This is a genomic window from Pseudomonas sp. NMI760_13 (assembly GCF_021283245.1).
Classification (GTDB): domain Bacteria; phylum Pseudomonadota; class Gammaproteobacteria; order Pseudomonadales; family Pseudomonadaceae; genus Aquipseudomonas; species Aquipseudomonas peradeniyensis.
Window position 1 is genome coordinate 226,920 of the sequence record NZ_JAJSRC010000001.1, and the last position, 26,834, is coordinate 253,753.

General features: G+C 65.1%; 12 protein-coding genes. 2 read left to right on the top strand and 10 right to left on the bottom strand.

The annotated features are described in order from the left end of the window. Window positions 1–137: 137 nt before the first annotated feature. From LU671_RS01045 to alaC, 3 genes are all read right to left on the bottom strand, one after another. Window positions 138–15,344, bottom strand: a complete 15,207-nt coding sequence (locus LU671_RS01045) for an autotransporter-associated beta strand repeat-containing protein (RefSeq protein ID WP_232854780.1) — start codon at window positions 15,342–15,344, stop codon at window positions 138–140. A 457-nt stretch (window positions 15,345–15,801) separates the two neighbouring features. Continuing rightward, the gene (locus tag LU671_RS01050) at window positions 15,802–16,185 is read right to left on the bottom strand and encodes a YkgJ family cysteine cluster protein (protein WP_050703800.1); all 384 of its coding nucleotides are present in this window, start codon (window positions 16,183–16,185) and stop codon (window positions 15,802–15,804) included. 283 nt (window positions 16,186–16,468) lie between these two features. Further along, entirely contained in the window at window positions 16,469–17,677 is a 1,209-nt protein-coding gene (alaC, locus tag LU671_RS01055; protein ID WP_203647943.1) for an alanine transaminase, read from the bottom strand. A gap of 369 nt (window positions 17,678–18,046) precedes the next feature. Between alaC and LU671_RS01060 the strand changes: the two genes are divergently transcribed. After that, window positions 18,047–18,892 (top strand): RHS repeat-associated core domain-containing protein, encoded by an 846-nt coding sequence (locus LU671_RS01060; RefSeq protein WP_232854694.1) that lies wholly within the window; start codon window positions 18,047–18,049, stop codon window positions 18,890–18,892. Between the two features lie 75 nt (window positions 18,893–18,967). On the opposite strand, the gene cyoE is transcribed toward LU671_RS01060, so the two are convergent. From cyoE to cyoA, 5 genes are read right to left on the bottom strand one after another with little or no spacing between them, the layout of a single operon-like run. Beyond that, a complete protein-coding gene (gene cyoE / locus LU671_RS01065; RefSeq protein ID WP_028689798.1) occupies window positions 18,968–19,855 on the bottom strand; it encodes a heme o synthase in 888 nt (295 codons plus the stop codon). 11 nt (window positions 19,856–19,866) lie between these two features. Further along, window positions 19,867–20,199, bottom strand: a complete 333-nt coding sequence (gene cyoD / locus LU671_RS01070; protein WP_110736808.1) for a cytochrome o ubiquinol oxidase subunit IV — start codon at window positions 20,197–20,199, stop codon at window positions 19,867–19,869. Beyond that, complete coding sequence (locus LU671_RS01075) at window positions 20,199–20,822, bottom strand: cytochrome o ubiquinol oxidase subunit III (RefSeq protein WP_023629875.1); 624 nt, start codon at window positions 20,820–20,822, stop codon at window positions 20,199–20,201. Before LU671_RS01075 ends, cyoD begins: the two co-directional genes overlap by 1 nt. Before the next feature lie 3 nt (window positions 20,823–20,825). Further along, complete coding sequence (gene cyoB, locus LU671_RS01080) at window positions 20,826–22,844, bottom strand: cytochrome o ubiquinol oxidase subunit I (protein ID WP_232854695.1); 2,019 nt, start codon at window positions 22,842–22,844, stop codon at window positions 20,826–20,828. A 3-nt stretch (window positions 22,845–22,847) separates the two neighbouring features. Next, window positions 22,848–23,792 (bottom strand): ubiquinol oxidase subunit II, encoded by a 945-nt coding sequence (gene cyoA, locus LU671_RS01085; RefSeq protein ID WP_028689802.1) that lies wholly within the window; start codon window positions 23,790–23,792, stop codon window positions 22,848–22,850. A 396-nt stretch (window positions 23,793–24,188) separates the two neighbouring features. Between cyoA and LU671_RS01090 the strand changes: the two genes are divergently transcribed. Continuing rightward, window positions 24,189–24,326: a hypothetical protein gene (locus tag LU671_RS01090; protein ID WP_232854696.1), complete on the top strand. Its 138-nt coding sequence runs from the start codon at window positions 24,189–24,191 to the stop codon at window positions 24,324–24,326. Between the two features lie 25 nt (window positions 24,327–24,351). Here LU671_RS01090 and LU671_RS01095 read toward each other — a convergent pair whose 3' ends face one another. After that, window positions 24,352–24,858: a disulfide bond formation protein B gene (locus LU671_RS01095; RefSeq protein WP_203647945.1), complete on the bottom strand. Its 507-nt coding sequence runs from the start codon at window positions 24,856–24,858 to the stop codon at window positions 24,352–24,354. Between the two features lie 700 nt (window positions 24,859–25,558). Then, entirely contained in the window at window positions 25,559–26,737 is a 1,179-nt protein-coding gene (gene hmpA / locus LU671_RS01100; RefSeq protein ID WP_232854697.1) for an NO-inducible flavohemoprotein, read from the bottom strand. Window positions 26,738–26,834: the final 97 nt, after the last annotated feature.

Sequence of the window (26,834 nt, forward strand, 5' to 3'; positions counted from 1 at the left end):
AAGACCAAGAAAAGGCCGGGGGCGCTTTGCGCCCCTTTCGCGGCACAAGGCCGCTCCTACAGAGAGGAACACGGTCTCCTCCTGTAGGAGCGGCCTCGTGCCGCGAAAGGGCTGCAACGCAGCCCCGGCGATCTACCTCAGAACCCCATGCTGAAGCTCACCACCACACCATGGTCACGGTTCTCGCTCGACAGCTGCCCGGAATACCCGACCCCCAGCTTGCCGCTCGCGCCCACCGACAGGTCCACCCCTGCCTCGACCACTGCCGCGTCCTTGGCGATCGGCACGCCCTCGGTGCTGAACCCGGCGCCACCGTCGATAAAGCGCAGATCCGCATCGGGCTTGTCGTCACCGAACGCATGGCGCCAACCCACCGACAGCCGCGGCGTGACGCTGCTGCCATTGTCGAGCAGGATGCGCTTGCCGGCCCGCACGCCCAGGGTGGAGAAGGTCACGTCCTGGTCGACCTTGCCTTCCAGCCGCCCTGCCCCGCCCTTCTCGTGGGCGGTGTCGCTGTCGTAGTTGACGTAGGCCAGCCCGGCGAACGGCTCCAGGGCGATGCCGCCGGCATCGATGGCGTAGCCCACCTCGCCGAACACCTGGGCGCTGCGCGCCTTGTACTTGGCCTTGAGCCGGTCGTCGTAGCTGCCGACGGTGACATCGCGCTTGGTGTCGATGTCGTGCCAGCTGTAGGCCACGCCCATACGGGCGGCGAAAGCGTCCAGCTGGTAGCCGAGGTAGGTGGTCAGGTGGTAGCTGTCTACCGTGGCGTCGGAGCGACGGCGGTGCGCATCGATGCTCGAGCGGGTGTAGCCGGCGGCGGCGCCGACTTTCCACTGGTCATCCAGGGCACGGTCGACGCCGAGCATGAAGCCCGACAGGTCGCGGTCGACGCTGGCATGGCTGCTGCTGCCGTCGTAGGTACCCCAGCCGCCGATGGCGCGGATCCAGCCCACAGCCTGGCCCTGGCAGCCTTCGCTGGTCAGCTGCTGGTTGGCGGTCGGCGCCAGGGTGCGACGCGGATCGTCCTGGTTGCTGCAGTCGGCCTGGCGCAGACGGTCGTTGACCGCTTCGCGGACGTAGCGCGAGTCCTCGATCAGCACGGTCGCGGTGCTGGCGTGGATCTCGCCAGACAGGCTGTCGAACGCCGCCTGGGCGCCCTGGCGGTCCAGCGGCAGCAGGTTGTTGACCAGCTCGGCCGGCGCCCCGGCGCTGCCCAGGGCCGTGGCCACGCCACGCTGGTTGCCGGTGGCGGCGACATCGGCGAAGGAGTTGCCGTTGCGGCTGACCGACAGGGTCACCTGGTTGGCGCCATAGTCCAGCGAGCTGTTGAGGAACGCCGAGTTGGCCAGGTTGGTGGTGGCGAAAGTACCGGTGACGCCACCCGCGGCGCTGACCACGGTGTACTGGCCGTTGCCGCTGGCAAGGTTGGCCACCATCAGGCTGCCGCCGAGGTTCGCGGTGCCGCCCACGTTCAGGTAGTTCACCGGTGAACTGGCGAGGTCGATCACCAGGGTGCCGGTGGCGCCATTGGTGAAGTTGCCCGACACGTTCAGGTTGCCGGCCGGCCCCGGCAGCACGGTGCCGTTGTTGATCAGCCCGGCGACGGTGCCGTTGCCGGTCAGGGCGGCGCCGTTGGCCACCGTGACCTGGGCGCCGAGGTTGCTGCCCGGGTTGGCCGCGTCGCCCACCTGGAGCACGCCCTGGTTGACATTGAAGGCGCCGCTGAACGGCTGGTTGCCGGTCAGCAGCAAGGTACCGCCACCCTGCTTGGTGGTGATGCCGGTACCGCTGAGGGTGCCGTTGAAGGTGCCGTTGCTGCCCTGGGCGAACACCAGGTTGGCGTTGTTGAGGATGTTGCCCTGCAGGCTGGTGGTGTTACCGACCAGGGTACCGCCGCTGACGGTGGTGCCGCCGCTGTAGGTGTTGGCGCCCGCGAGGATCAGGGTGCCGGCATCGAGTTTCTCGATACCGCCAGTGCCGACCAGCGGTGCGCTGACGGTGGCCGTCGCGCCGGCGTTGACACGCACTGCCGCCAGGCTGCCGTCGGCATCGTTGACCGGGGTCAGGCTGCCGCCAGAGCCCGGGACGACCTGGTAGCCATCACTGAGGAACTGCAGGCCCTCGAACGACTGGTTGCCAACCACGGTAACGGTGCCCGACGTGCCGCCAAAGACCGCGTAGCCGCCACTCCAGCCTTCGCTGCTGGTACCGCCGGCATTGGTCCAGCCAGTGTTCGAGCCCCAGGTGCCACTGCCGCCGCCGACGCTGCCGTCGGGGTTGGTCTTGCCGCCGTTCCAGAACTGCAGCTCCTCGCCGTAGTTCTGCACCACCAGGTTGATCTGGTTGGCGATGGCGGTCTGCAGGCTGAGGTCGCCCAGGACCACGCTGCCGGGGATGGCGCCGAACACCAGGCCATTGTCGGTGAGCGTGCCGCCGTAGCTGAACAGTTGGTAGACACCGGTGCCGAAGCCGCCGGCATCGGTGATGTTCAGCGTGCCGTCAAGCACCAGGTTGCCGTTGACCCTGACCACGGTGGTGGAGGCAGCCGGAGCGCCAAGGCTGAAGTCCAGGGCGCTGCCCGACGCCAGGTCGAGGCTGCCTACTGTGAGCGGCGTGGCGCTCTGGCCGGCGGCCAGGGTAGCGCCGTTGGCGATCTGCACGCCGCCGCCGTAGGTGCCGCTGCCGCCCAGGCGGGCGCCGGTGGCGACCTGCACGCTGGTGCTGTCGAGACGGCCGTTGACCAGCAGGGTGCCGGCATTGACGCTGGTGGCGCCGGTGAAGGTGTTGACCCCGGTCAGCAGCAGCTCGCCGGTACCGTTCTTGGCCAGGGTGCCGTTGCCGCTGAGGTTGCCGGTGTAGCTGCCGTTGGCGTTCTGTTCGAAGGTCAGGGCGCCGTTGTTGAGTATCGCGCCTTGCAGGCTGGTGCTGTTGCCCACCACGCCGCCGGCGTTGATCTGGGTGCCGCCGCTGTAGGTGTTGGCCCCGTTCAGGGTCAGCAGGCCGGCGCCGTTCTTGATCAGCCCACCCGTGCCGCTGACTACGCCATTGAGAGTCAGGGCGTTGCTGCCGGCGATGGCCAGGGCACCGTTGAGCACGGTGGTGTTGGCCAGGGTGACGGCGGTGTTGCTGTCCAGCGTGGTGCCGCCTGCGGCCGTCAGCGTGCCGCTGCCCAGCGCGCTGTTGTTGCCAAGCACCAGGGTGCCGCCATTGAGGGCAGTGCCGCCGCTGTAGCCGTTGGCGGCGTTGAGCACCAGGGTGCCGCCGTCCTGCTTGGCGACGCTGCCGGTGCCGTTGAGGGCGACGTTGAGGGTCGCGGTGACACCGTTGTCGACCCGCAGGTTGGTGGTGCCGTTGCCCAGCAGTTCACCGGCGGTACCGGCGTTGAGCACATAGCCATCGGTGACGAACTGCAGGCCGGTGATGCTGTGGCTGCCGTTGACGGTGACAGTGCCGGGGGCGCCCTGGAACACCGCGAAGGTGTCGTTCCAGGTGCTGTTCAACACACCGTTGACGTCGGTCCAGTTGGTGTTGGTGGCGTCCCAGGTGCCGCTGCCGCCGTCGATCTGGCCGTTGGCGACGCTCTGGCTGCCATCCCAGAACAGTACGTTGCTGGCACCGCCGACCACCAGGTTGACCTGGTTGGCCACGGCAGTCTGCACGGTCAGGTCGGTGATCGGCACCGGCGTGGTGCCGAAGCTCATGCCGTTGTTGGTGAGGCTGCCGCCGTAGGCGAACAACCGGTACACGCCAGCGCCAAAGCCGCCGATATCGGTGACGTTGAGGGTACCGCCCAGGGTCAGGTTGTTGGCCACGTTGACCAGCGGCGTACCACCAGACGACGGCGTGCCCAGCGAGGCGTTGAAATTGGCGCCGCTGTCGAGCACCAGGTTGCCGGCGTTCAACGTGCTGCCGCTGGTGGCCGCGAGGTTGCCGCCGTTGGCCACCGTCACCGCGCCGCCGAGGCTGCCGGCGCCGCTGAGGCTGGCGCCGCTGGCGACGTTGACCGCGCCACTGGCCAGGGAGCCATTCACCTGCAGCCCCCCGGCCTGGACGTTGGTGGTGCCGGTGTGGCTGTTGGTGCTGCTCAACGCCAGGGTGCCGTTGCCGAGTTTGTTCAGGGTGCCGGTGCCGCTGATATTGCCGTCGAACACCCCACCCTCCACTGCCAGGCTGTTGCCGGCGGCGATCTGGATCGCGCCGGTGCCGCCGATGTCGCCGAGGCTGGTGTTGCCGTCAAGGTTGAGGCTGGCGCCGCTGCTGACGTTCAGCTGGCTCTGGGTACCGAGGGCAGTGGTGCCGATGGTGCTCAGGCTGCCGGAGAGGATGTTGAGGATGCCGCTGAAGGTGTTGTTGCCTGACAGGGTCAGGTCGGCCAGGCCGCTCTTGTTCAGCTCGCCCCCGCCGCTGAGCACGCCAGCCAGTTGCAGGTCGTTGCTGCCCAGCACGTTGAGCACGCCACTGACATTGACCGGGTTGGCCAGGGTGACGGCACTGGCGCTGTCGAGGTTGGCGTTGCCGCTGACCTCCAGGCCGCCGCTGCCCAGCGCCGCGTTGTTGCCGACCACCAGTGTGCCGGCCTGCAGGTCGGTGCCGCCGCTGTAGGTGTTGGCGCCCATCAGCGCGAAGCGCGCGAGGCCAGCCTTGAGCAGGCGGCCGGTGCCGCCGACGGTGCCGCCCAGGGTCAGGTCGTTGCTGCCCAGCACGGTGAGATCGCCCGTGGTGGTGACGTTGTTGGCGAGGGTGACCGCCTGGCTGCTGTCCAGGCTGGTGCCGGGCGCCGTGGTCAGGCTGCCGGTGCCGAGCGCGGTATTGGAGCCCAGCACCAGGGTGCCGCCATTGAGCGCGGTATTACCGGCATAGGTGTTGTTGCCGGCCAGCGCCAGCCGCGCGCTGCCGGCCTTGACCAGGCCACCGGCGCCGCCGATGTTGCCGTTGAGGGCCAGGTCATTGCTACCGGCAATGTTCAATGGGCCCGCCAGGGTGACGGCATTGCCCAGGACGACCGAGGCGTTGCTGTCGAGGGTGGTGCCCGCCGCGGTGTCGAGCGCGCCGCTGCCCAGGGCCGCGTTGTTGCCGACAATCAAGGTACCGCCGCTGAGCAGGGTGCCACCGCTGTAGCTGTTGCTGCCGTTGAGCACCAGGGTGCCGCTGTCGAGCTTGTTGAGCTTGCCGACGCCGGTCAGGCCGACATCGAGGGTGGCCGTGGCACCCGGATCGACCCGCACGCTGGTGTCGCCACCGCTGCCGTTGATCAGGTCGAGCGCGCCGCCGGTGCCCGCCAGCAGGCGATAGCCATCGGTGACGAACTGCAGGCCGTTGACGGTCTGGCTGCCGTCAACGGTGACGTCGCCCGCTGTACCCTGGAACACCGCGAAGGTGCTGCCCCAGGTGGTATTGAGCACGCCGTTGAGGTCGGTCCAGTTGGTGTTGCCGGCGTTCCACACGCCGGTGCCGCCATCGACCTGACCGTTAGGCACGCTCTGGCTGCCGTCCCAGAACTGGATGTTCAGGCCGGCGGCGCTTACCAGCAGGTTGACCTGGTTGGCCAGGGCGGTCTGCAGGGTCACGTCACCCAGGCCTACGCCCACTGGCAGGCTGCCGAAGTCCAGGCCGTTGTCGGTGAGCGCGCCGGTGTAGTCGAAGATGCGGTACACACCGTTGCCGAAGCCGCCGATGCTGCCGACATTGAGCGTGCCGTCGAGGGTCAGGTTGCCGCCGACGTTGAACAGCGCGGTGCCGCCGGTGGACGGGGCGCCCAGGCCGACATCGACGATCGAGCCGCTGTTGAGCACCAGGCTGCCGAGGCCCAGGGTGGCGCCGCTCTGCCCGGCCAGGTGGCCGCCGTTGCTGATCACCACCGTGGCGTTGGCGGTGCCGCTACCCGCCAGGGTGGCGCCACTGGCCACGGTCAGCAGGTTGCTGCCCAGGGTACCGTCGACTTTCAAGGTGCCGGCGTTGACCTGGGTGTTGTCGGCCAGGTTGCTGGTGCCGGTCAGGGTCAGGGTGCCGCTGCCGATCTTGGTCAGGCCGCCCAGGCCGTTGAGACCACCGGCGAAGGTGCTGCTGAGGTTGTTGCCGCCCAGGCTCAGGACACTGCCGATGCCGACATCGACCTGGCCGCTGCCGGTCAGGCTGCCGAGGCTGGCGTTGCCGTTGAGGTTGAGCTGGCCGCTGGCACCGACGTTGAGGGTGTCGACGTTGGCCAGCACACCGCCGCCGAGGGTGGTCAGGGACCCGGCCTGGATGTCGACGTTGCCGGTGAAGGTCTTGACGCCGACCAGGGTCAGGTCGTCGACGCCGGTCTTGACCAGGTTGCCGCTGCCGCCGAGGTCGCCGCTGAGGATCAGCGCGTTGGCGGCTTCAACGGTCAGGTTGGCACCATTGCTCAGGGCAATGGTGTTGCCCAGGGCCATGGGCGCGCTGTTGGCCAGGGTGGCGTCGGCGGTGACCGAAAGGGTACCGGTGCCCAGCGCACCGCTGCTGCCCAGGGTCAGGCGCCCGGCGTTGAGCTGAGTGCCGCCCTGGAAGCCGTTGTTGCCATTGAGGGTCAGGTTGCCGCTGCCGTTCTTGGTCAGGCCGGCGGTGCCGTTGATCACGCCGTTGAGGGTCAGGTCGTTGCCGCCATCGACGCTCAGGCCGGCATTGAGGGTGACATTGTTGGCCAGGGTGGTGCCGGCGCCGCCGCTCAAGGTCGAAGCCCCGGCGACGGTCAGGGCGCCCTGCCCCAGCGCGTTGTCGTTGCCGACCACCAGTCGGCCGGCATTCAGGGTGGTGCCGCCCAGGTAGTTGTTGGCGCCGTTGAGGGTCAGGGTGCTGGCGCCGGACTTGTTCAGGCCGCCGACGCCATCCACCACGCCGTTGAGGGTAAGGTCGGCGCTGCCCGGCAGGTTGAGGGTACCGCCCAGGTGTACATTGTTGGCCAGGGTGGCGCCTGCGCCACCGGCATCGAGGCTGGTGTTGGCACCGGTGCTCAGCGCGCCGCTGCCCAGCGCGGTGTTGCTGCCGACCACCAGGGTGCCGGCGTTGAGGGTGGTGCCGCCGCTGTAGGTGTTGTTGCCATTGAGGGTCAGGGTGGCGGCGCCGTTCTTGACCATGCCGTTGCTGCCGGAGACCACACCGTTGAGGGTCAGTGCCTGGCTGCCGCCGAGGGTCAGGTTGCCACCGGCGAGGTTGACGGCGTTCACCAGCGCCAGCGCCTGGCTGGCATCGAGGCTGGCGGCGCCGTTGACGCTCAGGGCACCGCTGCCCAGGGCGCCGGCATTGCCCAGCAGCAGGCTGCCGGCCTGCAGCGAGGTGCCGCCGGCGTAGGTGTTGCTGCCATTGAGCACCAGTTGCCCGGCACCCAGTTTGTTCAGCGCCCCGGCACCGCTGATGACACCGTCGAGGGTCAGGGCCTGGGTGTTGTTGACGCCGAGAGTGGTCCCGACGCCAAGGCCGATGGCATTGGCCACCTGCAGCACGCCGGTGGTGGCCAGGGTGCTGCTGCCGGTCACCGCCAGGTTGCCCGTGCCCAGGGCGGTGTTGTTGCCCAGGGTCAGGGTGCCGCCACCCAGGGTGGTGGTGCCCTGGTAGGTGTTGGCGGCGCCGAGGCTCAGGTTGCCGCTGCCGGTCTTGGTCAGGCCGCCGGTACCGCTGATCACACCATTGAGGGCCAGGTTGTTGTTGCCGGTCAGGCTCAGGGTGTTGTTGAGTGTCACCTGGTTGGCCAGGGTCAGGGCACCGGTGGTGGCCAGGTTGCTGGCGCCGCCGACGGTCAGGGTGCCGGTGCCCAGTGCCTGGTTGTTGCCCAGGGTCAGCGTGCCGGCATTGAGGGTCACGCCTCCGGTCAGGGTGTTGGCGCCACTGAGGGTGAGGTTGCTGGCACCGTTCTTGGTCAGGCTGCCGGCCCCCGTGACCAGGCCGCCCAGGCCCAGGTCGTTGCTGCCGGTGATGGTGAGGTTGCCTCCCAGGTTGACCGTGTTGCCGATGTTGATCGCCGCGGAGCTGTCCAGCGTGGTGCCGGCCGCCGCGTTGAGCTGACCGAGGCCAAGGGCGCTGGCGCTGCCGAGCACCAGGGTGCCGGCATTGAGGTTGGTGTTGCCCAGGTTGCCATTGGTGCCGTTCAGGGTCAGGGTGCCGCTGCCGGTCTTGGTCAGGCCGCCGACGCCGTTGACGTTGCCGCCCAGGGTCAGGTTCTGCGCCCCGGTGATCGTCAGGTTGCCGGCCAGGTTGAGCTGGTTGGCCAGGGTGACGTTGGCATTGCTGCTCAGGGTGGTGCCGCCGACTGCGTTCAGGGCGCCGGTGCCCAGCGCGGTGTTGCTGCCTACCACGAGAGTGCCGCCGTTCAGGCTGGTGCTGCCCTGCTGGCTGTTGCTGCCGTTGAGGGTGAGCGTGCCGGAACCTGTCTTGACCAGGCCCCCGGTGCCACTGAGCGCTCCGTTGAGGGTGAGGTCGTTTGTTCCCGGTAGGGTGAGGTTGGCGTTCAGGGCGACGGTATTGCCCAGTGCCAGGTTGCTGGTGGTGTCCAGGCTGGCGGCACCGGTGACGCTCAGGCCGCCCGTGCCCAGCGCCTGGGCGTTGCCGAGGGTCAGGGTGCCGGCACCCAGGCTGGTGCCGCCGCTGTAGGTGTTGGCGCTGCCCAGGGTCAGGTTGGCGCCGCCAGCCTTGACCAGGCTGCCAAGGCCGGAGACCACGTTGGACAGCCCCAGGTCGGCGGAACCGGCGACGGTCAGGGCACCGCTTAGATTGAAGGCGTTGCCAAGGGTCACGGCGGTGTTGCTGTCCAGGGTGGTGCCGTTGGCGGTGCTGACAGCGCCGCTGCCAAAAGCGGTGTTGTTACCGACCACGACCGTGCCGCCGTTGAACAGGGTGCCGCCGGTGTAGCTGTTGGCACCATTGAGCACCAGGGTGCCGCTGTCGAGCTTGGCCAACTGGCCGCTGCCCGAGAGGCCGACGTTGAGGGTCGCGGTGACGCCGGGGTCGACTCGCACGGCGAAGGCGCCGTTGCTGCCGTTGACCAGGTCCAGCCCACCGGCGCCGATCAGGCGATAGCCGTTGGTGACGAACTGCAGCCCGGTGGCGGCCTGGGTGCCGACCACGGTGACATCCCCCGCAGTGCCCTGGAACACCGCGAAGTCACTGGCCCAGCTGCCGTTGAGCACGCCGTTGACATCGGTCCAGTTGGTGTTGCTGCCATTCCAGGTGCCGGTGCCGCCGTCGATCACGCCATTGGGCACGCTCTGGGCGCCGTCCCAGAACTGCACGGTGCCGGTGGCGCCGCCGACCAGCAGGTTGACCTGGCTGCCGATGGAGGTCTGCACCTGCAGGTCGCCGGGCAACATGGCACCCGGCACGTTGCCGACCAGCAGGCCGTTGTCGACCAACGCGCCGGTGTAGTCGAACAGCCGGTAGATACCGGTGCCGAAGCCGCCGACGTCGGTGACGTTGAGGGTGCCGTCCAGGGTCAGGTTGCCGTTGACGTTGACCTGCGCGGTGCCGCCAGTAGCGGGCGAGCCCAGGCCGAAGTCGAGGACCGAGCCACTGTGCAGGGTCAATGCGCCGGTGCCGAGGGTCGCACCGCTGTTGGCCAGCAGGTGCGCGCCGTTGGCGATGTCGACCGCCCCCAGCAAGCTGCCGGTGCCGCCGAGACTGGCGCCGCTGTTGACCTGCACGCTGGCGCTGGCCAGCGAGCCGGTGACATTGAGCAAGCCGGCATTGACCGTGGTATTGCCAGCGAGCACGTTGACCCCGGACAGCTCGAAGCTGCCACTGCCGTTCTTGATCAGCCCGCCGCTGCCGGCCAAGACGCCGCTGAACACGCTGTTGAGGTTGTTGCCGCCCAGGGTCAGGGCAGCACCGCCCGCGATATTCACCGTACCGGCGCCGCTCAGGCCACCGATGGTGGCGCTGGCGCCGAGGTTGAGGCTGGTGCCGGCGCCGACGCTGACCGCCGAGGTATTGCCCAGAGCGGTGGTACCGACGGTGGTGATGCTGCCGCCGAGCAGGTCGATGGCACCGCTGAAGGTGTTGTTGCCCGTCAACGTCAGGTCGGACACGCCGTTCTTGATCAACCCGCCGGTACCGGCGAGCACGCCGCCCAGGGTCAGGTTGTTGCTGCCGCCAAGGGTCAGGTTGGCGCCGAGGTTGACGTCGTTGCCCAGGGTCATCGCCACGCTGTTGGCCAGGGTCGCGGCGCCCCCGACGTTCAGCGCGCCGGTTCCCAGCGCCGCGGCATTGGCCAGGGTCAGGGTGCCGGCATTGAGGTTGAGGCCGCCGCTGAAGGTGTTGGCGCCCGACAGGGTCAGGTTGGTGCTGCCGTTCTTGGTCAGCGCGCCAGTGCCGCTGATCACGCCGCCAAGGGTGGTGGCGTTGCTGCCTGGCAAGGTCAGGGTGGCGCCAGCCCCCAGGTTGATGGCGTTGCCCAGGTTGAGCGCGGCGCTGCCGTCGAGGCTGGCATTGCCGCCCACGCTCAGCGCGCCGCTGCCGATGGCGTTGTTGTTGCCCAGGGTCAGCAGCCCGGCATTGAGGGTGGTGCCGCCGCTGTAGGTGTTGTTGCCGTTGAGGGTCAGTCCGGCGCTGCCATTCTTGACCAGCGCACCGCTGCCGCTGATCAGGCCGCCGAGGGTGGTGGCGTTGCTGCCCAGCACGGTCAGGGTGTTGCCGCCCAGGCTGATGCCGTTGGTCACCGCCACCGCGGTGCTGGCGTCGAGATTGGCGTTGCCGCCCAGGGTCAGGGCACCGATGCCCAGCGCGGTGTTGCTGCCGAGGGTGAGCGTGCCGGCATTGAGCTGGGTGCCGTTGGTGTAGAGGTTGTTGCCGCTCAGGGTCAGGTTGGCGTTGCCGTTCTTGACCAGCGAGCCGATGCCGCTGACCACGCCGCTCAGGCCCAGGTCGGCGCTGCCGTCGATGGTCAGGGGGCCGGCGATGGTAACGTCGTTGGCCAGGCTGACTGCCGTGCTGGCATCCAGGTGGGTGCCGGCCAAGGTGTTGAGGGTACCGGTGCCCAGCGCGGTGTTGCTGCCGAGCACCAGGGTACCGGCGTTCAGACGGGTGATGCCGCTGTTGCTGTTGTTGCCGCTCAGGGTCAGGCTGGTGGCGCCGTTCTTGGTGATGCCGCCGGCGCCGGCGATGGTGCCGCTCAGGGTCAGGTCGTTGCTGCCGGGCAGGATGAAGTTGCCGGCCAGGTTCAGCGCGTTGCCGATGTTCAGCCCGGCGACGCTGGTATCCAGCGTGGTGTTGTTGGCGGCATTCAGCGCGCCAGTGCCCAGGGCGGTGTTGCTGCCCAGTACCAGGGTGCCGGCGTTGAGCGCGGTGGCGCCGCTGTGGGTATTGTTGCCGCTCAGGGTCAGGGTGGCGCTGCCGCTCTTGACCAGGCCGCCGGTGCCACTGAGGTTGCCGGCCAGGGTGAGATTGCTGGTGGTGGGCAGCGACAGGTCGGCGGCGAGGTTGATGGCGTTGTTCAGGGTCATGGCCGTGGAGTTGGCCAAGGTGGCAGCACCGCCGACGTTCAAAGCTCCGGTCCCCAGCGCCGCGGCGCTGGCCAGGGTCAAGGTGCCGGCATTGAGGTTGAGACCACCGCTGAAGGTGTTGGCACCTGACAGGGTCAGGTTGGTGCTGCCGTTCTTGGTCAGCGCGCCAGTGCCGCTGATCACGCCGCCGAGGGTGGTTGCATTGCTGCCCGCCAGGGTCAGGGTATTGCCGGCGAGGTTGATGGCATTGCCCAGGTTGAGGGTGCCGCTGCCGTCGAGGCTGGCGTTGCCACCCAGGGTCAAGGCGCCGCTGCCCAGGGCATTGTTGTTGCCCAGGGTCAGCAACCCGCCGTTGAGGGTGGTACCGCCGCTGTAGGTGTTGTTGCCGTTGAGGGTCAGGCCGGCGCTGCCGTTCTTGACCAGCGCGCCGGTGCCGCTGATCTGTCCGGTCAGGGTGGTGGCGTTGCTGCCCAGCACGGTCAGGGTGTTGGCGCCGAGGCTGATGGTGTTGGTGGCGGCTACCGCGGTGCTGGTGTCGAGGTTGGCGTTGCCACCCAGGGCCAGGCCGCCGATGCCCAGTGCGGTGTTGCTGCCCAGGATCAGCGTGCCGGCGTTGAGCTGGGTGCCGTTGGTGAAGACGTTGTTGCCGCTCAGGGTCAGACTGGCGTTGCCGTTCTTGACCAGCGAGCCGATGCCGCTGAGCACGCCGCTCAGGCCCAGGTTGGCAGTGCCGTCGATGGTCAGGGGGCCGGCGATGATGGCGTCGTTGGCCAGGCTCACGGCCGTGCTGGCGTCCAGGTGGGTGCCGGCGGCGGTGTTGAGGGTGCCGGTGCCCAGCGCGGTGTTGCTGCCGACCACCAGGGTACCGGCGTTGACAAAGGTGGAACCGCTGTTGGTGTTGGTACCGGTCAGGGTCAAGGTGGTGTTGCCGCCCTTGGTGATACCGCCGGCGCCGGCGATGACGCCGCTCAGGGTCAGGTCATTGCTGCCGGGCAGGTTCAGGTTGCCGGCCAGGTTAAGGGCGTTACCGATGTTCAGCCCGGCGACACTGGTGTCGAGGGTGGTGTTGGTCGCGGCGTTGAGCGCGCCGGTGCCCAGCGCGGTGTTGCTGCCCAGCACCAGGGTGCCGGCGTTCAGCGCCGTGGCGCCGTTCTGGGTGTTGTTGCCGCCCAGGGTCAGGCTGGCGCTGCCGTTCTTGATCAGCCCGCCGGTGCCGCTGAGGTTGCCGGCCAGATTGAGATTGTTGGCGCCGGCCAGGGTCAGGTTGGCGCCGAGGTTGACGCCATTGTTCAGGGTCATCGCCACGGCGTTGGCCAGGGTCGAGGCCCCGCCAACAGTCAGGCCGCCCGTGCCCAGGGCCGCCGCGCTGGCCAGGGTCAGGGTGCCGGCATTGAGGGTCAGCCCGCCACTGAACGTGTTGGTGCCACCCAGGGTCAGGTTGCTGCCGCCGTTCTTGACCAGTGCCCCGGTGCCGCTGATCACGCCACCCAGTGTGGTGGCGCTGGTGCCCGGCAGAGTGAGGGTGTTACCGGCCAGGTTGATGGCGTTGCCCAGGTTGACCGCCACGCCCGCATCGAGGCTGGCATTGCCGCCCAGAGACAGCGCGCCGGTGCCCAGGGCATTGTTGTTGCCCACGGTCAGCACGCCGCCATTGAGGGTGGTGCCGCCGCTGAAGGTATTGCTGGCGTTGAGGGTCAGGCCGGCGCTGCCGTTCTTGACCAGCGCGCCGGTGCCGCTGATGACACCGCCCAGGGTGGTGGCACTGGTGCCCAGCAGGTTGAGGGTGTTGGCGCCGAGGTTGACCGCGTTGCCCAGGTTGACCGCGGTGCCGGCGTCGAGGCTGACGTTGCCGCCCAGGGTCAGCGCACCGCTGCCCAGCGCATTGCTGTGCCCGACGGTGAGCTTGCCGGTGTTGAGCGTCAGGCCGCCGCTGAAGGTGTTGTTGCCATTGAGGGTCAGGTCGCCGGCGCCATTCTTGACCAGCGCGCCGGTGCCGCTGATGACACCACCCAGGGTGGTGGCGCTGGTGCCCAGCAGGTCGAGGGTGTTGGCCCCCAGGTTGATCGCGTTGCCCAGGCTGACCGCGCTGCTGGCATCCAGGCTGGCATTGCCGCCCAGGGTCAGGCCGCTGGTGCCCAGCGCGGCGCTGTTGCCGACAGTGAGCTTGCCACCCCCCAGGGTGGTGGTGCCGCTGTAGGTGTTGACGCCGTTCAGGGTGAGGTCGGCAGTGCCGGTCTTGGTCAGGCCGCCGGTACCGCTGATCACGCCGTTGAGGATGGCGGCATTGCTGCCCGGCAGCGTGAGGGTGTTGCCGCCCAGGTTGATGGCGTTGCCCAGGGTGAGCGCGGCGGTGTGGTTCAGGGTGCCGTTGCCAGTAAGGGTCAGCGCGCCGGAACCGAGGGCACTGTCGTTACCGATGGTCAGCGTGCCGCTGGCCAGTGTGGTACCGCCACTGAAGGTATTGACGCCGTTGAGCGTCACGGTGCCGCTGCCGCTCTTGACCAGCGAGCCGGTGCCACTGAGCACGCCGCCAAGGGTCAGGGCATTGCTGCCGGGCAGGGTCAGCGCCGCGTTCAACGCCACGTTGCTGTTCAGCACCAGTGGCACGCTGCCCTGCAGGCTGCTGGCGCCGCTGACGGTGAGGCCGCCGCTGCCCAGTGCCGCGGCGCTGGCCAGGTTGAGGCCGCCGGCGGCCAGGTTGGTGCCGCCGCTGTAGGTGTTGGTGGCGCCGAGGGTGAGCAGCCCGGTACCGGTCTTGGTCAGGCCGCCGACACCCGAGATCACGCCATTGAGAGCCATGTCGGTGGCGCCGCCGACGCTCAGGCCGGCATTGAGGGTGAAGTTGTTGGCCAGGCTCAGGCCACCGACGCTGGCCGCCAGCCCACCGCCATTGACGGTAATGGCGCCACTGCCGAAGACACTGGAATTGTCGAAGTTGAGCTGGCCTCCGTTGAGGGTGGTCTGGGTGGTGCCGTTGAGCACCTGGCCGATCAGGCTCCAGGTGCCGGCGTCGACAATCAGGCGGCTGAAGTTGATGTAGTTGGTGGCGTTGATCGTACCGCTGCCCGCGGTGCCGCTGCCGCCGCCAATGGCGTTCTGCAGCGCCAGGGTGTTGGTGCCGCCGGCGCCGCCGTCGATCTTCCCGGCTGCGGCAAAGGCGAGGTTGGGGTTGCTGGTGACCAGCAACGCCACGCCGACCCCAAGCCCTGCCCCGACGCTGGAGCCGGTGATGGCGTTGAAGCGGTTGGTGCTGTTGGCGCCCATCGACAGGCTGCCGGTCAGGGTCCCGGCGTTGGTGAAGGTGTTACCCGCCGCAGAAGCCTCGAACGCGGCGCGGCCGAGGATGGTGCCGGTGTTGGTGAAGTTCACCGTACTGCCGCCGGTCACGGCGATGACCGGCGTGTCCTCGCTCACCAGCGTGAGGCTGGCCAAGGCCGAGGAGCCGATGCTGCCGGCGTTGCTGATGGTGGTAGTGCCGGCGGCGCCGTTGCGTGCGTCCAGCGCCATGCCGGTGAGGTTCAGCAGGTTGGCGCCGAGCAGGGCGCCGGTGCCCTTGATCACGCCCGTGGCGTTGTTGTTGATGGTGAGGGTGCTGCCGGTGCCGGTGTTGCCGATCAGCACGGCGGAGGACTGGATGCTCAACAGCCCGAGCAACGTCGGGTCGATGGTGCCGGAGTTGTTCAAGGTGTTGTTGTTGCCGGCCAGCGATAGCGAGGTGCCGCCCACGCCCAGCAAGGTGCCCAGGGTCGCGCCCGGGTTGACGTTCACGGTGAGGCCGCTGCCGCCGTTGGTATAGCTCGGCGCCAGCGGGTTGGCAGCGCCGTTGCAGGTGATCGTGGCCCCGGCCGCGCTACAGGCAGCCAGGGCCTGTTCGCTGGACAGACCAAATGCCATCGCACCTACAGCCAGGCTGACAGCCAGCGACAGTTGCGAGAAACGGGCGGGTGAACGGGGGGCGGCACGTCTGTCCACGGAGAGCTCCTTCGTGGATCAGGCGATTCAGTCCTTGAATGCGTGCACAGCGGGGCAGGAAAGAGCAGTGGAACACGCGACGGCCGAAACGCCTGATCTAATGGCTACGAATTTCCTTTGAGGGAATGTGTAGCCGCTCAGGCGCGGGCGGTACGGCGCAGGGGACGGTCAAATGGTGTTAATACTTTGTTTAGGCGGCACGTGTTTCGCGGGTTTCAGACTTGCGGCCATTGGATCCAACCGACGAACGGTCATGGCGAATGGCCAGAATGTGAAACGGTTTGTGGGAGCGGGCTTGCCACGAGATGACGCCGGCACCGCAATCGCGGGACAAGCCCGCTCCCACGCAGTTCGCAGTCTGCAAGGCCAAGTAATCCCTTCAGGCGACCTCCGCCCCCTCATCCGGCCAATGCGGCTCATTGGCGCCCGGTGGTGTCAGCGGTGGCAAGCCATAGGCTGCCCGGGCGTCGTCACAGCTGGGGTTGTGCACGCCGTTTTCCCACGAGGCATCGAACTCGCGGCAGGGGCTGGAGCGGTTCTCGTAGATGGAGCACGCCACTTGCGTGCCGATCTCGCCACCCAGGCTGACGCAGCGGCAAGGCTTGGCATCGGTGCCGATCATGGCGACCCGGGTCGGGTTGATCTGCACCACCAGATCGTCGGGCACCACGCCGCCGGCGGACTGGCATTCACCCCAGAAGAAAGACACACGAAAGTAGCCGCAGCAGGCGCCGCAGGTCAGGCAAGGGTTCTGATCGGACATGATGGCCAGGGAAGGAGGTTGTTGTTATCGGGGCGAGCGCCCGCGGCGCTATTTGTAATCCAGGCGCGGACGGCTGAGAAGAGGGGGAAGCAAAAAAAGATCGCCGCTGATCGGCGTTCCGAGGTAAGCGATATGCGCAGGTCTGTGTAGGAGCGGCCTCGTGCCGCGAAAGGGCTGCAAAGCAGCCCCGGGTTCTTGGCAATGCTGCATACATCCTGGGGCCGCTTCGCGGCCCTTTCGCGGCACAAGGCCGCTCCTACACCCGCGATAGCGCCCTGGCGGCTTACTTGCTGGTCAGACCATCGGCCCGGAACATCTGGCGAATGCCGCGAATGGCCTGGCGAATCCGGTCCTGGTTCTCGATCAGGGCAAAGCGCACATGATCGTCGCCGTAGTCACCGAAGCCGATCCCCGGCGACACGCAGACCTTGGCCTCGGCCAGCAGCTTCTTGGCAAACTCCAGCGAGCCCAGGTGCGCATAGGCCTCGGGAATCTTGGCCCAGACATACATCGAGGCCTTGGGGTTCTCGACCATCCAGCCCAGCTCGTGCAGGCCCTTGACCAGCAGGTTGCGGCGCTGGCGATATTGCTCGGCGATGTCTCGCACACACTGCTGGTCGCCTTCCAGGGCAGCGATGGCGGCCACCTGCAGCGGGGTGAAGGTGCCGTAGTCGTGGTAGCTCTTGATCCGCGCCAGGGCGCTGACCAGCTCGGGGTTACCGACCATGAAGCCGATCCGCCAGCCGGCCATGTTGTAGCTCTTGGACAAGGTGAAGAACTCCACCGCGATGTCCTTGGCGCCCGGCACCTGCATGATCGACGGCGCCTTCCAGCCGTCGTAGACGATGTCGGCGTAGGCCAGGTCGTGCACCACCAGCACGTCGTACTGCTTGGCCAGGGCCACCACGCGCTCGAAGAAGTCCAGCTCGACGCACTGGGCGGTGGGGTTGGACGGGAAGCCGAGGATCATCATCTTCGGCTTGGGGATCGACTCGCGGATCGCCCGCTCCAGCTCGTTGAAGAAGTCCACCCCTGGCACCAGCGGCACGGAGCGCACCTGGGCACCGGCGATCACCGCACCGTAGATATGGATCGGGTAGCTGGGGTTGGGCACCAGCACCGTGTCTCCCTGGTCGAGGGTGGCCAGCATCAGGTGCGCCAGGCCCTCTTTCGAGCCGATGGTGACGATGGCCTCGCTTTCCGGATCGATGTCGACCTCGTAGCGATCCTTGTACCAGTTGGAGATCGCCCGGCGCAGGCGTGGGATGCCGCGGGAGGTGGAATAACCGTGGGTGTCCTCGCGCTGGGCGACCTGCACCAGCTTCTCGACGATATGCGGCGGGGTGGCGCCATCGGGGTTGCCCATGCTCAGGTCGATGATGTCCTCGCCACGGCGGCGGGCGGCCATCTTGAGCTCGGCGGTGATGTTGAAGACGTACGGGGGGAGACGATCGATGCGCGCGAAGCGGCGCGGCGAACCTGGGTTGGCCATGTGTTCCTCTGCAGACGTAAGCGCCCGGAACCGTCCGAGCGACGTTGGCCGCTGCGGCGGCCTGATTCAGAAGATAGTGCCGAAACAATATTTCTGTAAAGGATAATTTCCTGTTTTGTTTAACATTTTCAGATGTATTTTTTGAAAATCAAAGATTTATGTTTTCAGGACCGGCCTCTTCGCGGGTAAACCCGCTCCCACAGGGTTAGCGCGATCCCTGAGGGAGCGGGTTTACCCGCGAAGAGGCCGGCACAGGACAAACAGGCATAAAAGCTTGCGGACGCCGACCTGTCATTTTTGCCAGCTGCGCTGTTCCAGCAGCCAGCCTACGCTTGATGCACCCTCACCCGACAGACCATGGGATGCATAATGGGAACGCATGAGAAGAAGGCTGAGCAGGGCCACCTCAGCAGCAACCCGCACTCCAGCATTGTCCATTTACTGGCGACTGAACGCAGTGGTAGCGTGGTTGAGATACGCCCGGAGGACAAACTCACTATTACCTACTCACCCTATGGTATGACGCGCAGGGATATATCAGCTTCAGTAAAACAGCGATTCAACGGTCATTTAAGAGAGCGTTGCCTGGACGGTTACTTGCTGGGCAATGGTTACCGCATGTACAACACACTGCTCATGCGCTTCAACTCACCCGACAACCTAAGTCCCTTCCTCCAGGGTGGTATCAATCCCTACATGTATTGCTCGGGGGATCCTGTGAACCGACATGATCCGACTGGCCATGTAAATAATCGCATCGCGTCCCCTCAACAACGTCGCGCCCTCCCCGGATTGGTGACTGATCAGCCACCAGCCACCTACGATCCTACAAACGCCAATGCTCCGAGAACGGAAAACAATCAAGAGCTCTTCGGCCCCACATCTCAACAGAAAGAAAGCGCTACACCAACCATGCAGCATAAAACTCTTAACGCCAATGACAGCTGGGCAGATATTAATAACAAACTAGATATAAAGGATAACAAAAGAATAGATTTTGCGCGAACCCTAGTAAACAACAACACAACAACCAAAACCTCAACCGATGTCAAGAATGCGCTAATCAGGTACATCACGGCATTGGGAATTTCACACGACCCAACTCTTATCTTACAAGAAGCGTACCCTGGGATAGATGATAGAACCATCGGATACTTAGCGGGCACTGCCGAGGCGATTAGGCAAAAGATCGTACAGCAACCTTTTTCTACCTGACTGATACAAACACAATTAGCAGCCACAAAAAACCCCGGCACATGGCCGGGGTTCCTGGTGTAACAGGCTGCTGTATCAGCGCGCGTAGGTCATCAGCACATCGGCCGCGGTCTGGCTGTCCACGCCCATCATCACGCTCAGGGCGGTGACGGTGAGGATGGAGAAGCCGAACACCTTGCGGGCCCACTTGCTGTCGTCCTCGGCCTTGTAGCCGCCCCAGGCCATGTACAGCCAGTACAGGCCCATGGCGGCCGCCACGGCGAGGTAACCCAGGCCGGCATAGCCGCCGAGGGTCAGCATCAGGGTGGCGAGCACGAAGGCCAGCACGTACAGCACGATCTGCTTCTTCGCCGCGAGGATACCGCGTGCCACCGGCAGGACCGGAATGTTGGCGGCGCTGTAGTCCTTGAAGCGGAAGATGGCGATGGCGAAGCTGTGCGGCATCTGCCACAGGCTGAACATCACCAGCAGGGTCACCGCAGCCAGGTCGAAGCTGTTGCTCACGGCGCAGTAGCCGATCACCGGAGGCATGGCACCGGACAGGCTGCCGACCAGGGTGCCGTGCACCGATTTGCGCTTGAGCCACAGGCTGTAGAAACCGACGTAGACGACGAAGCCGACCAGGGCGCAGAACGCCGCCAGCGGGTTGGCTTGCACATACAGCAGGCTGAAACCCGCCACCCCGAGCAGGGTGGCGTAGATCAGCGCCAGGGGCAGCGACATGCCGCCCTGGACCATGACGCGGTTCTTGGTACGTTCCATCTTGTGGTCGATGTCACGGTCGATGCAGTTGTTGAACACGCATCCGGACGCGACCACCAGGGAAGTACCGATCACCACCGCCAGGAACAGGGCGAAATCCACATGCCCCTTAGCGGCAAGGAAGAAACCGCCTGCCACGGAAAGCACGTTACCGAAAATGATCCCCGGTTTGGTGATTTGGATAAAGTGCTTCACGGACATGCAGTCTTACCTCACTTGGCCAACATTTCGAAGTGGATGCTGAACATGATCCACAGCGACAGGCCGACCAGCAGTGCAATTACCAGGACGGTGAACAGGAACGTCGACACGTTGGAACGCTGCTCTTTCGAGCGGTCCATGTGCAGGAAGTACACGAGGTGCACGACAACCTGGATGATGGCCATGGCCACCACGATCAGGACGGTCAGGTTCTTCGGCAGGCTCGGGTACATCACCAGGCCGAACGGGATCGCGGTCAGGATGATCGACAGTACGAAACCGATCATGTACGACTTCACGCTGCCGTGATTACCTTCGTGGTGAGTGTCGTGTGCGTTAGCCATTACAGAACCCCCAGCAGGTAGACGACGGTGAATACGCAGATCCAGACCACGTCCAGGAAGTGCCAGAACAGGCTCAGGCAGCTCATGCGGGTCTTGGCGGTCGGCGTGATGCCGTGCTTGTTGATCTGGTACATCATGATTGCCATCCAGATCAGACCGGCAGTCACGTGCAGGCCGTGGGTACCGACCAGCGCGAAGAACGCCGACAGGAAGCCACTGCGCTGCGGGCCGTAGCCCTCGGCGATCAGGTGATGGAACTCATAGATTTCCATCGCGATGAAGCCGGCACCGAACAGGAAGGTCACGGCCAACCAGCCCAGCACGCCTGCCTTGTTGCCGGCGAACATCTTCAGCATGGCGAAGCCGAAGGTGATCGAGGACAGCAGCAGGAACGCGGTTTCAACCAGCACGAAGTCGAGCTGGAAGATGTCGTGACCCGACGGGCCGCCGGCGAAACCGCCGGACAGCACCGCGTAGGTGGCGAAGAGCGACGCAAACAGGATGCAGTCGGTCATCAGGTAGAGCCAGAAACCGAGTACGGTCATCTGGCCCGAGTCGTGGTGGTGGTCGTCGTGCGCATGGTCATGACCATGCGCGCCACCGTGGATTACTTGACTGGACATTGATTACACCCGTTCAAACGATTCGACACGTGCGCCGGCAGGCAGAGCACCTGCTTTGGCCAGCGCTTTCATGCGCTCGCCTTCGATGCGCGCCACTTCTTCGGCCGGAACCATGTAGCCCTGGTCGTCACGCGCGGCGTGGCGAACGAAGACAGCGATGGTTGCCACCAGGCTCGCGCCCACCAGCCACCAGATGTGCCAGATGAAGGCGAAGCCGAACACGGTCAGCAGCAGACCCATGAACAGACCGGTGGAGGTGTTGCTCGGCATGTGGATCGCTTCGTACTTGGCAGGTGCCTTGTACGCAGCGCCGGCTTCCTTGGCTTCGTGCCAGGCGTCCAGGCCAACATGCTGTGGCATGTGAGCGAAGTTGTAGAACGGAGGTGGCGACGAAGTCGACCATTCCAGGGTACGGCCGCCCCATGGGTCGCCGGTGACGTCCATGTTGTCCTTGCGGTCGCGAACCGAGACGTAGATCTGGATCAGCTGGCAGGCGATACCGAACAGGATCAGCACCGCACCGACCACGGCAACCCATAGGTAGGGTTCCCACAGCGGGTTGTCGGAGTGGTTCAGACGACGGGTCATGCCCATGAAGCCCAGGGCGTACAGCGGCATGAACGCTACGTAGAAGCCGGAGATCCAGAACCAGAAGGCAGCCTTGCCCCACTTCTCGTTCAGGGTGAAACCGAAGGCTTTCGGGAACCAGAAGGCGAAGCCGGCGATGTAGCCGAATACCGCGCCACCGATGATCACGTTGTGGAAGTGGGCGATCACGAACAGGCTGTTGTGCAGAACGAAGTCGGCACCTGGAACAGCCAGCAGGACGCCGGTCATGCCACCGATGGAGAAGGTGACCATGAAGCCCAGGGTCCACATGATCGGCGCGGTGAAGCGCAGACGGCCCTGGTAGATGGTGAACAGCCAGTTGAACAGCTTCACACCGGTCGGAATGGAGATCAGCATCGTCGCCAGGCCGAAGAAGGTGTTGACGCTGGCGCCGGCACCCATGGTGAAGAAGTGGTGCAGCCAGACCGCGAAGCCGAGGATGGCGATCGCGCCCGAGGCGTAGATCATCGAGTGGTGACCGAACAGGCGCTTGCCTGCGAAGGTCGAGGTGACTTCCGAGAACACGCCGAAGGCCGGCAGGATCAGGATGTAGACCTCAGGGTGACCCCATGCCCAGAACAGGTTGACGTACATCATCGGGTTCCCACCAAGCTCGTTGGTGAAGATATGGAAGTCCAGATAACGGTCAACGGTCAGCAGGGCGAGCGCGGCGGTCAGGATCGGGAAGGAAGCGACGATCAGCACGTTGGCCCAGGTGCAGGTCCAGGTGAAGATCGGCATGTCCATCAGCTTCATGCCAGGGGCGCGCATCTTCATCACGGTGACGAGGAAGTTCACGCCGGTAAGCGTCGTACCCAATCCGGATAGCTGTAGCGCCCAGATGTAGTAGTCGACACCCACCCCAGGGCTGTACTGGATACCCGCGAGCGGCGGATAGGCAACCCAGCCGGTCTTGGCGAATTCACCAACGCCCAGCGAGATGTTGACCAGCAGCACGCCTGCCAGCAGCAGGTAGAAGCTCAGGGAGTTCAGGAACGGGAAGGCAACGTCACGTGCACCGATCTGCAGCGGAACCGCGAGGTTCATCAGGCCGGTGAAGAACGGCATCGCCATGAAGATGATCATGATCACACCGTGGGCGGTGAAGATCTGGTCATAGTGTTCAGGCGGCAGGTAGCCTTCGGAGCCACCGGTGGCGGCGGCAAGCTGGGTACGCATCATGATGGCGTCGGCGAAGCCGCGCAGCAGCATGACCATAGCGACGATGATGTACATCACGCCGATTTTCTTGTGGTCGACCGTGGTCAACCACTCGGTCCACAAGTAGGTCCACTTGCGGAAATAGGTGATGGCACCAACGACAGCGATACCACCGAGCGCGATCATGGCAAGCGTCACCATGACTATCGGCTCGTGATACGGTATCGCCTCCAGAGTTAATTTACCGAACATCTCTTACTCCTCTGCACCGGCAGCTGGTTGCATACTCGATTCCACACCCTTGGTAGTGGCCAGGTCTTTGCTGCCTGCTTCTTCGTGGTTCGGACGACCGCGGTTCATGCCTTCGTACTTGTCGACGATGCGCTGGAACTGGTCAGCCGGAGCCTCGCTGTACAGCGCGACTGGGTTGTTTTCGCTAGCTTTGGCCAAGGCGTCATATTCGGCCTGGTCCAGTTTCTTCGGCGATGCCTTCACTTCAGCGACCCATGCATCGAAGTCAGCTTGCGAGGTGGCAACAGCCTTGAATTTCATACCGGTGAAGCCGGCGCCGCTGTAGTTGGCGGAGATACCGTCAAACACACCGTTCTCGTTGGCGATCAGGTGCAGTTTGGTGGTCATGCCGGCCATGGCGTAGATCTGGCCGCCCAGACCCGGGATGAAGAAGGAGTTCATCACGGCGTCGGAGGTGACACGGAAGTTGACCGGGGTGTTGGCCGGGAAGACGATCTTGTTGACCGTGGCGATGCCCTGCTCCGGGTAGATGAACAGCCACTTCCAGTCCAGCGCGACCACGTCGATCTGCACCGGCTTCACATCGGAATCCAGTGGACGGTACGGGTCCAGCTTGTGGGTGGAGTGGTAGGTGAAGTAACCCAGGGCGATGATGATCAGGATCGGGATGATCCACACCGCAGCCTCGATCTTGGTCGAGTGCGACCAGTCGGGGGTGTAGGTGGCGGCCTTGTTGGAAGCACGGTACTTCCAGGCGAATGCCAGGGTCATGATGATCACGGGCACGACCACCAGCAGCATCAGGCCGGTGGCGATCAGGATCAGGTTCTTCTGCTCAATGCCGACCTGGCCCTTCGGGTCGAGCAGGGTCCAGTTGCACCCACTGAGTAAAAGCATGCCTAAAAAGGGCAATATGCCAAACAGTCTGGGGTAACGCTTTTTACTCATCTCACGACCTCTAGATCAGCTTGCTTCAATGCAATTTGTGTTTTGGTAGCCAACACTTCGTCCTGCCAAGTGCGGCAATTGGCGCCCGTACTCGCCCCTGCCAGGGATCCGACTGCAGGATCTTGGCGTCAAGCGGGTGTGCGGTGCTTATGGTTTCGTAGGCAACAGGCCTGTACTTCAGACCAAGTCCATTTGGTGCGGAAAACGCGGAGGGGGGTCCGCCCGGTATCGCCGTTGGGCGAAACTTGACGAAGTCAGCAAATGGAAAGCGCTGCGGCTTCCATCAATCCTGCGACTTGCAAGCAGTGCCGAACGGAAATTGGGGGCGATTGTAGATAGGTCGTTCAACGATGACTATGACTTATTGAGCAACAGTCTTTTACAGAATGCGTAACAATGCTGGTCAAAAAATCAACTTCGCGACAGTTTGTCGCACCCCTTCCAGTAGCCCTGAAAGCCTTGCCGCGCAAGGGCTGGTGGCTGACCTGGATCAATCGTGCGGTGCGCACTGCGGCTTATCTCGCCGCGCAATAGACCCAGGTCAATTCGGGACTTTGGTCTAAGCGCGACGTCGGTTTCGGTAGATCCCCAGGGGCACCAGCACCGCCGTCAGGACGAAGGCCACCAGCGCCCATTGCGCCAGCGACAGGCCGAGGATCGGCGGGTACGGGGTGGAGCAGAAACCGTCGACCTGGAAGGCCAGCGGCCAGAGCTTGGCCAGCGGCAGGTCGTCGACGATGGGCTGCAGGGTGTCGATGCCGCAGCTGACCATCGGGTTGGCGAGTATATACACATGGTTACCCGCCGCAATGATCCCACCGATGGCGCTGAGCACCACCAGCGCCTCGAAGAAGGTCAGGCTGCGACGCCCGGGCATGGCCGCGGCGATGAAGGCGAAGAGCGCGATGAACAGCAGGGCATAGCGCTGCAGGATGCACAGCGGGCAAGGCGCCTCGCCCAGCACCACCTGCATGTACAGGGCGCCGCCGATCAGCGCCAGGCAGATCACGCCGAGGAGCACCAGAAAGCGCCGTTCCCGATTCAGGCGCGATGAGAGTTCGTTCATTGCCGATTCCTTCGATGGAGAGTGGCAGCGCGGGCTGCCCGAGGGGCGCCCAGTCTACACGCTGGAGATGACCTTTGAATGCATCGAGGAGGGGCGTGCGCGGCTATCCATTGATGACCTAGTGTCCTGTCTCGGAAATACGTTCTCTTTTGGCGAGTGGCTTGGGTGTTCGGCCAAGGCGCCGCGACGAGTCATAGCAGGGCTATGGCGAGGAGTGGCAACGCCGGCCGGGCGCCCAAGACGCCGCCAAAAGTGAACAGCTTATTTCCGAGACAGGACACTAGGACCGAGCGGGTCGGTTTCGGTTCACTGGCGCACATGAAAAATACGCCAGCCCGAGCGCCGGACAGGGGCAGGCCCCTCGACACCCGGGAGTGAAGGATACAGTGATTAAAGGAGGATTAAAGATGAACGCGGGTGTAGAGGCGTTCATCACTTTCTATATAGAGAAGGGGTGGTAGGCCCAATGGCTGGCAAGCCAGCCCCCGCACGGAGAATGCAATGGTCCGCTTCGTTCTCGATTACCCACGGTTGGGAGCATCCGGTACGGGAGCTGGCTTGCGAGCAATTGGGATGGTGGGCATCCCCGGGGGCGCTTTGCGCCCCGTTCGCGGCACAAGGCCGCTCCTACAGGAGTGCGCGATCCCTGTAGGAGCGGCCTTGTGCCGCGAACGGGCTGCGCAGCAGCCCCCGGCGATTGCTACTCCAACGCCGCCGCCGGCCCGAAGAACTCGTAACGACTCTGCCCTTCCGGCACGCCCAAGCCCTTGAGCTGGCGCTTGATCGCGGCCATGAAGCCCTTCGGCCCGAGGAAGTAGGCATCGATGTCACGCTCACGCGGCAGCCACTCGCCCAGCAGCGCCTGGTCCAGCAGGCCCACGGCGTCGGCGACCTGGCTGCCATCCTCCTCGGCGTAGCAATAGAAGCGCTTGAGCTGCGGGTGACGCGCCGCCAGGCCGTCGACCCAGTCGCGGAACGCATGCACCGCGCCATTGCGCGCGCAATGGATGAAGTGCACCGAACGCTCGGTCTTGAGCGCCGCCTCGAGCATCGCCAGGGTCGGGGTGATACCCACGCCGCCACTGATCAGCACCAGCGGCTTGTCACTGGCGGCCAGGGTGAAGTCACCGGACGGCGGGAACAGTTGCAGGGTGTCGCCGACCATCAACCCGTCATGCAGGTAGTTCGAGACCTTGCCACCCGCCTCGCGCTTGACGCTGATGCGGTACTGCTCGCCGTCGCACAGGGCCGACAGCGAGTAGTTGCGACGCTGTTCCTGGCCATCGATGAACAGCTGCAGGCCGATATACTGGCCCGGCTCGGCCTTGAGCACCGGCTGGCCATCGACCGGGGCGAAGTAGAACGAGACGATCTCGCGGCTTTCCTGCTCGCGGCGCACCAGGCGGAATTCACGGGTACCGCGCCAGCCGCCGGCAGCCTGCTCCTTCTCTTTATAGAGGCTTTCTTCCGCGCCGATGAGGATATCGGCCAGCTGGCCATAGGCGGCGGCCCAGGCGGCGATCACTTCAGGGGTGGCGATGTCCTTGCCCAGCACTTCCTCGATGGCGCGCAGCAGGCAACTGCCGACGATCGGATAGTGTTCGGGGAGGATTTGCAGGGCCACATGTTTGTTGATGATCTGCCCGACCAGGCCGCCCAACTGCTCGAGCCGGTCGATGTGGCGGGCGTACATCAGCACGCCATTGGCCAGGGCGCGCGGCTGGTCGCCGCTGGCCTGGTGGGCCTGGTTGAACAGCGGACGTACCTCGGGGTACTCGCTGAGCATCAGTTTGTAGAAGTGGGTGGTCAGGGCCTCGCCACCGCTTTCCAGCAGGGGGACAGTGGCCTTGATGATTGCACGTTGTTCGGCATTGAGCATTGCGACAACTCCTGAGCCTTTGGCTTCGAATGGTTGCGTAAGGCTTTTCAGCAATCGTGCCAACTTTAAACACCAATAAAATCAGGCTTTTGAGCAC

Coding starts and splice junctions, on each gene's coding strand:
- LU671_RS01045 (WP_232854780.1), bottom strand. CDS start 15,344: ATGGCATTTGGTCTGTCCAGCGAACAGGCCCTGGCTGCCTGTAGCGCG.
- LU671_RS01050 (WP_050703800.1), bottom strand. CDS start 16,185: ATGTCCGATCAGAACCCTTGCCTGACCTGCGGCGCCTGCTGCGGCTAC.
- alaC (WP_203647943.1), bottom strand. CDS start 17,677: ATGGCCAACCCAGGTTCGCCGCGCCGCTTCGCGCGCATCGATCGTCTC.
- LU671_RS01060 (WP_232854694.1), top strand. CDS start 18,047: ATGGGAACGCATGAGAAGAAGGCTGAGCAGGGCCACCTCAGCAGCAAC.
- cyoE (WP_028689798.1), bottom strand. CDS start 19,855: ATGTCCGTGAAGCACTTTATCCAAATCACCAAACCGGGGATCATTTTC.
- cyoD (WP_110736808.1), bottom strand. CDS start 20,199: ATGGCTAACGCACACGACACTCACCACGAAGGTAATCACGGCAGCGTG.
- LU671_RS01075 (WP_023629875.1), bottom strand. CDS start 20,822: ATGTCCAGTCAAGTAATCCACGGTGGCGCGCATGGTCATGACCATGCG.
- cyoB (WP_232854695.1), bottom strand. CDS start 22,844: ATGTTCGGTAAATTAACTCTGGAGGCGATACCGTATCACGAGCCGATA.
- cyoA (WP_028689802.1), bottom strand. CDS start 23,792: ATGAGTAAAAAGCGTTACCCCAGACTGTTTGGCATATTGCCCTTTTTA.
- LU671_RS01090 (WP_232854696.1), top strand. CDS start 24,189: ATGCTGGTCAAAAAATCAACTTCGCGACAGTTTGTCGCACCCCTTCCA.
- LU671_RS01095 (WP_203647945.1), bottom strand. CDS start 24,858: ATGAACGAACTCTCATCGCGCCTGAATCGGGAACGGCGCTTTCTGGTG.
- hmpA (WP_232854697.1), bottom strand. CDS start 26,737: ATGCTCAATGCCGAACAACGTGCAATCATCAAGGCCACTGTCCCCCTG.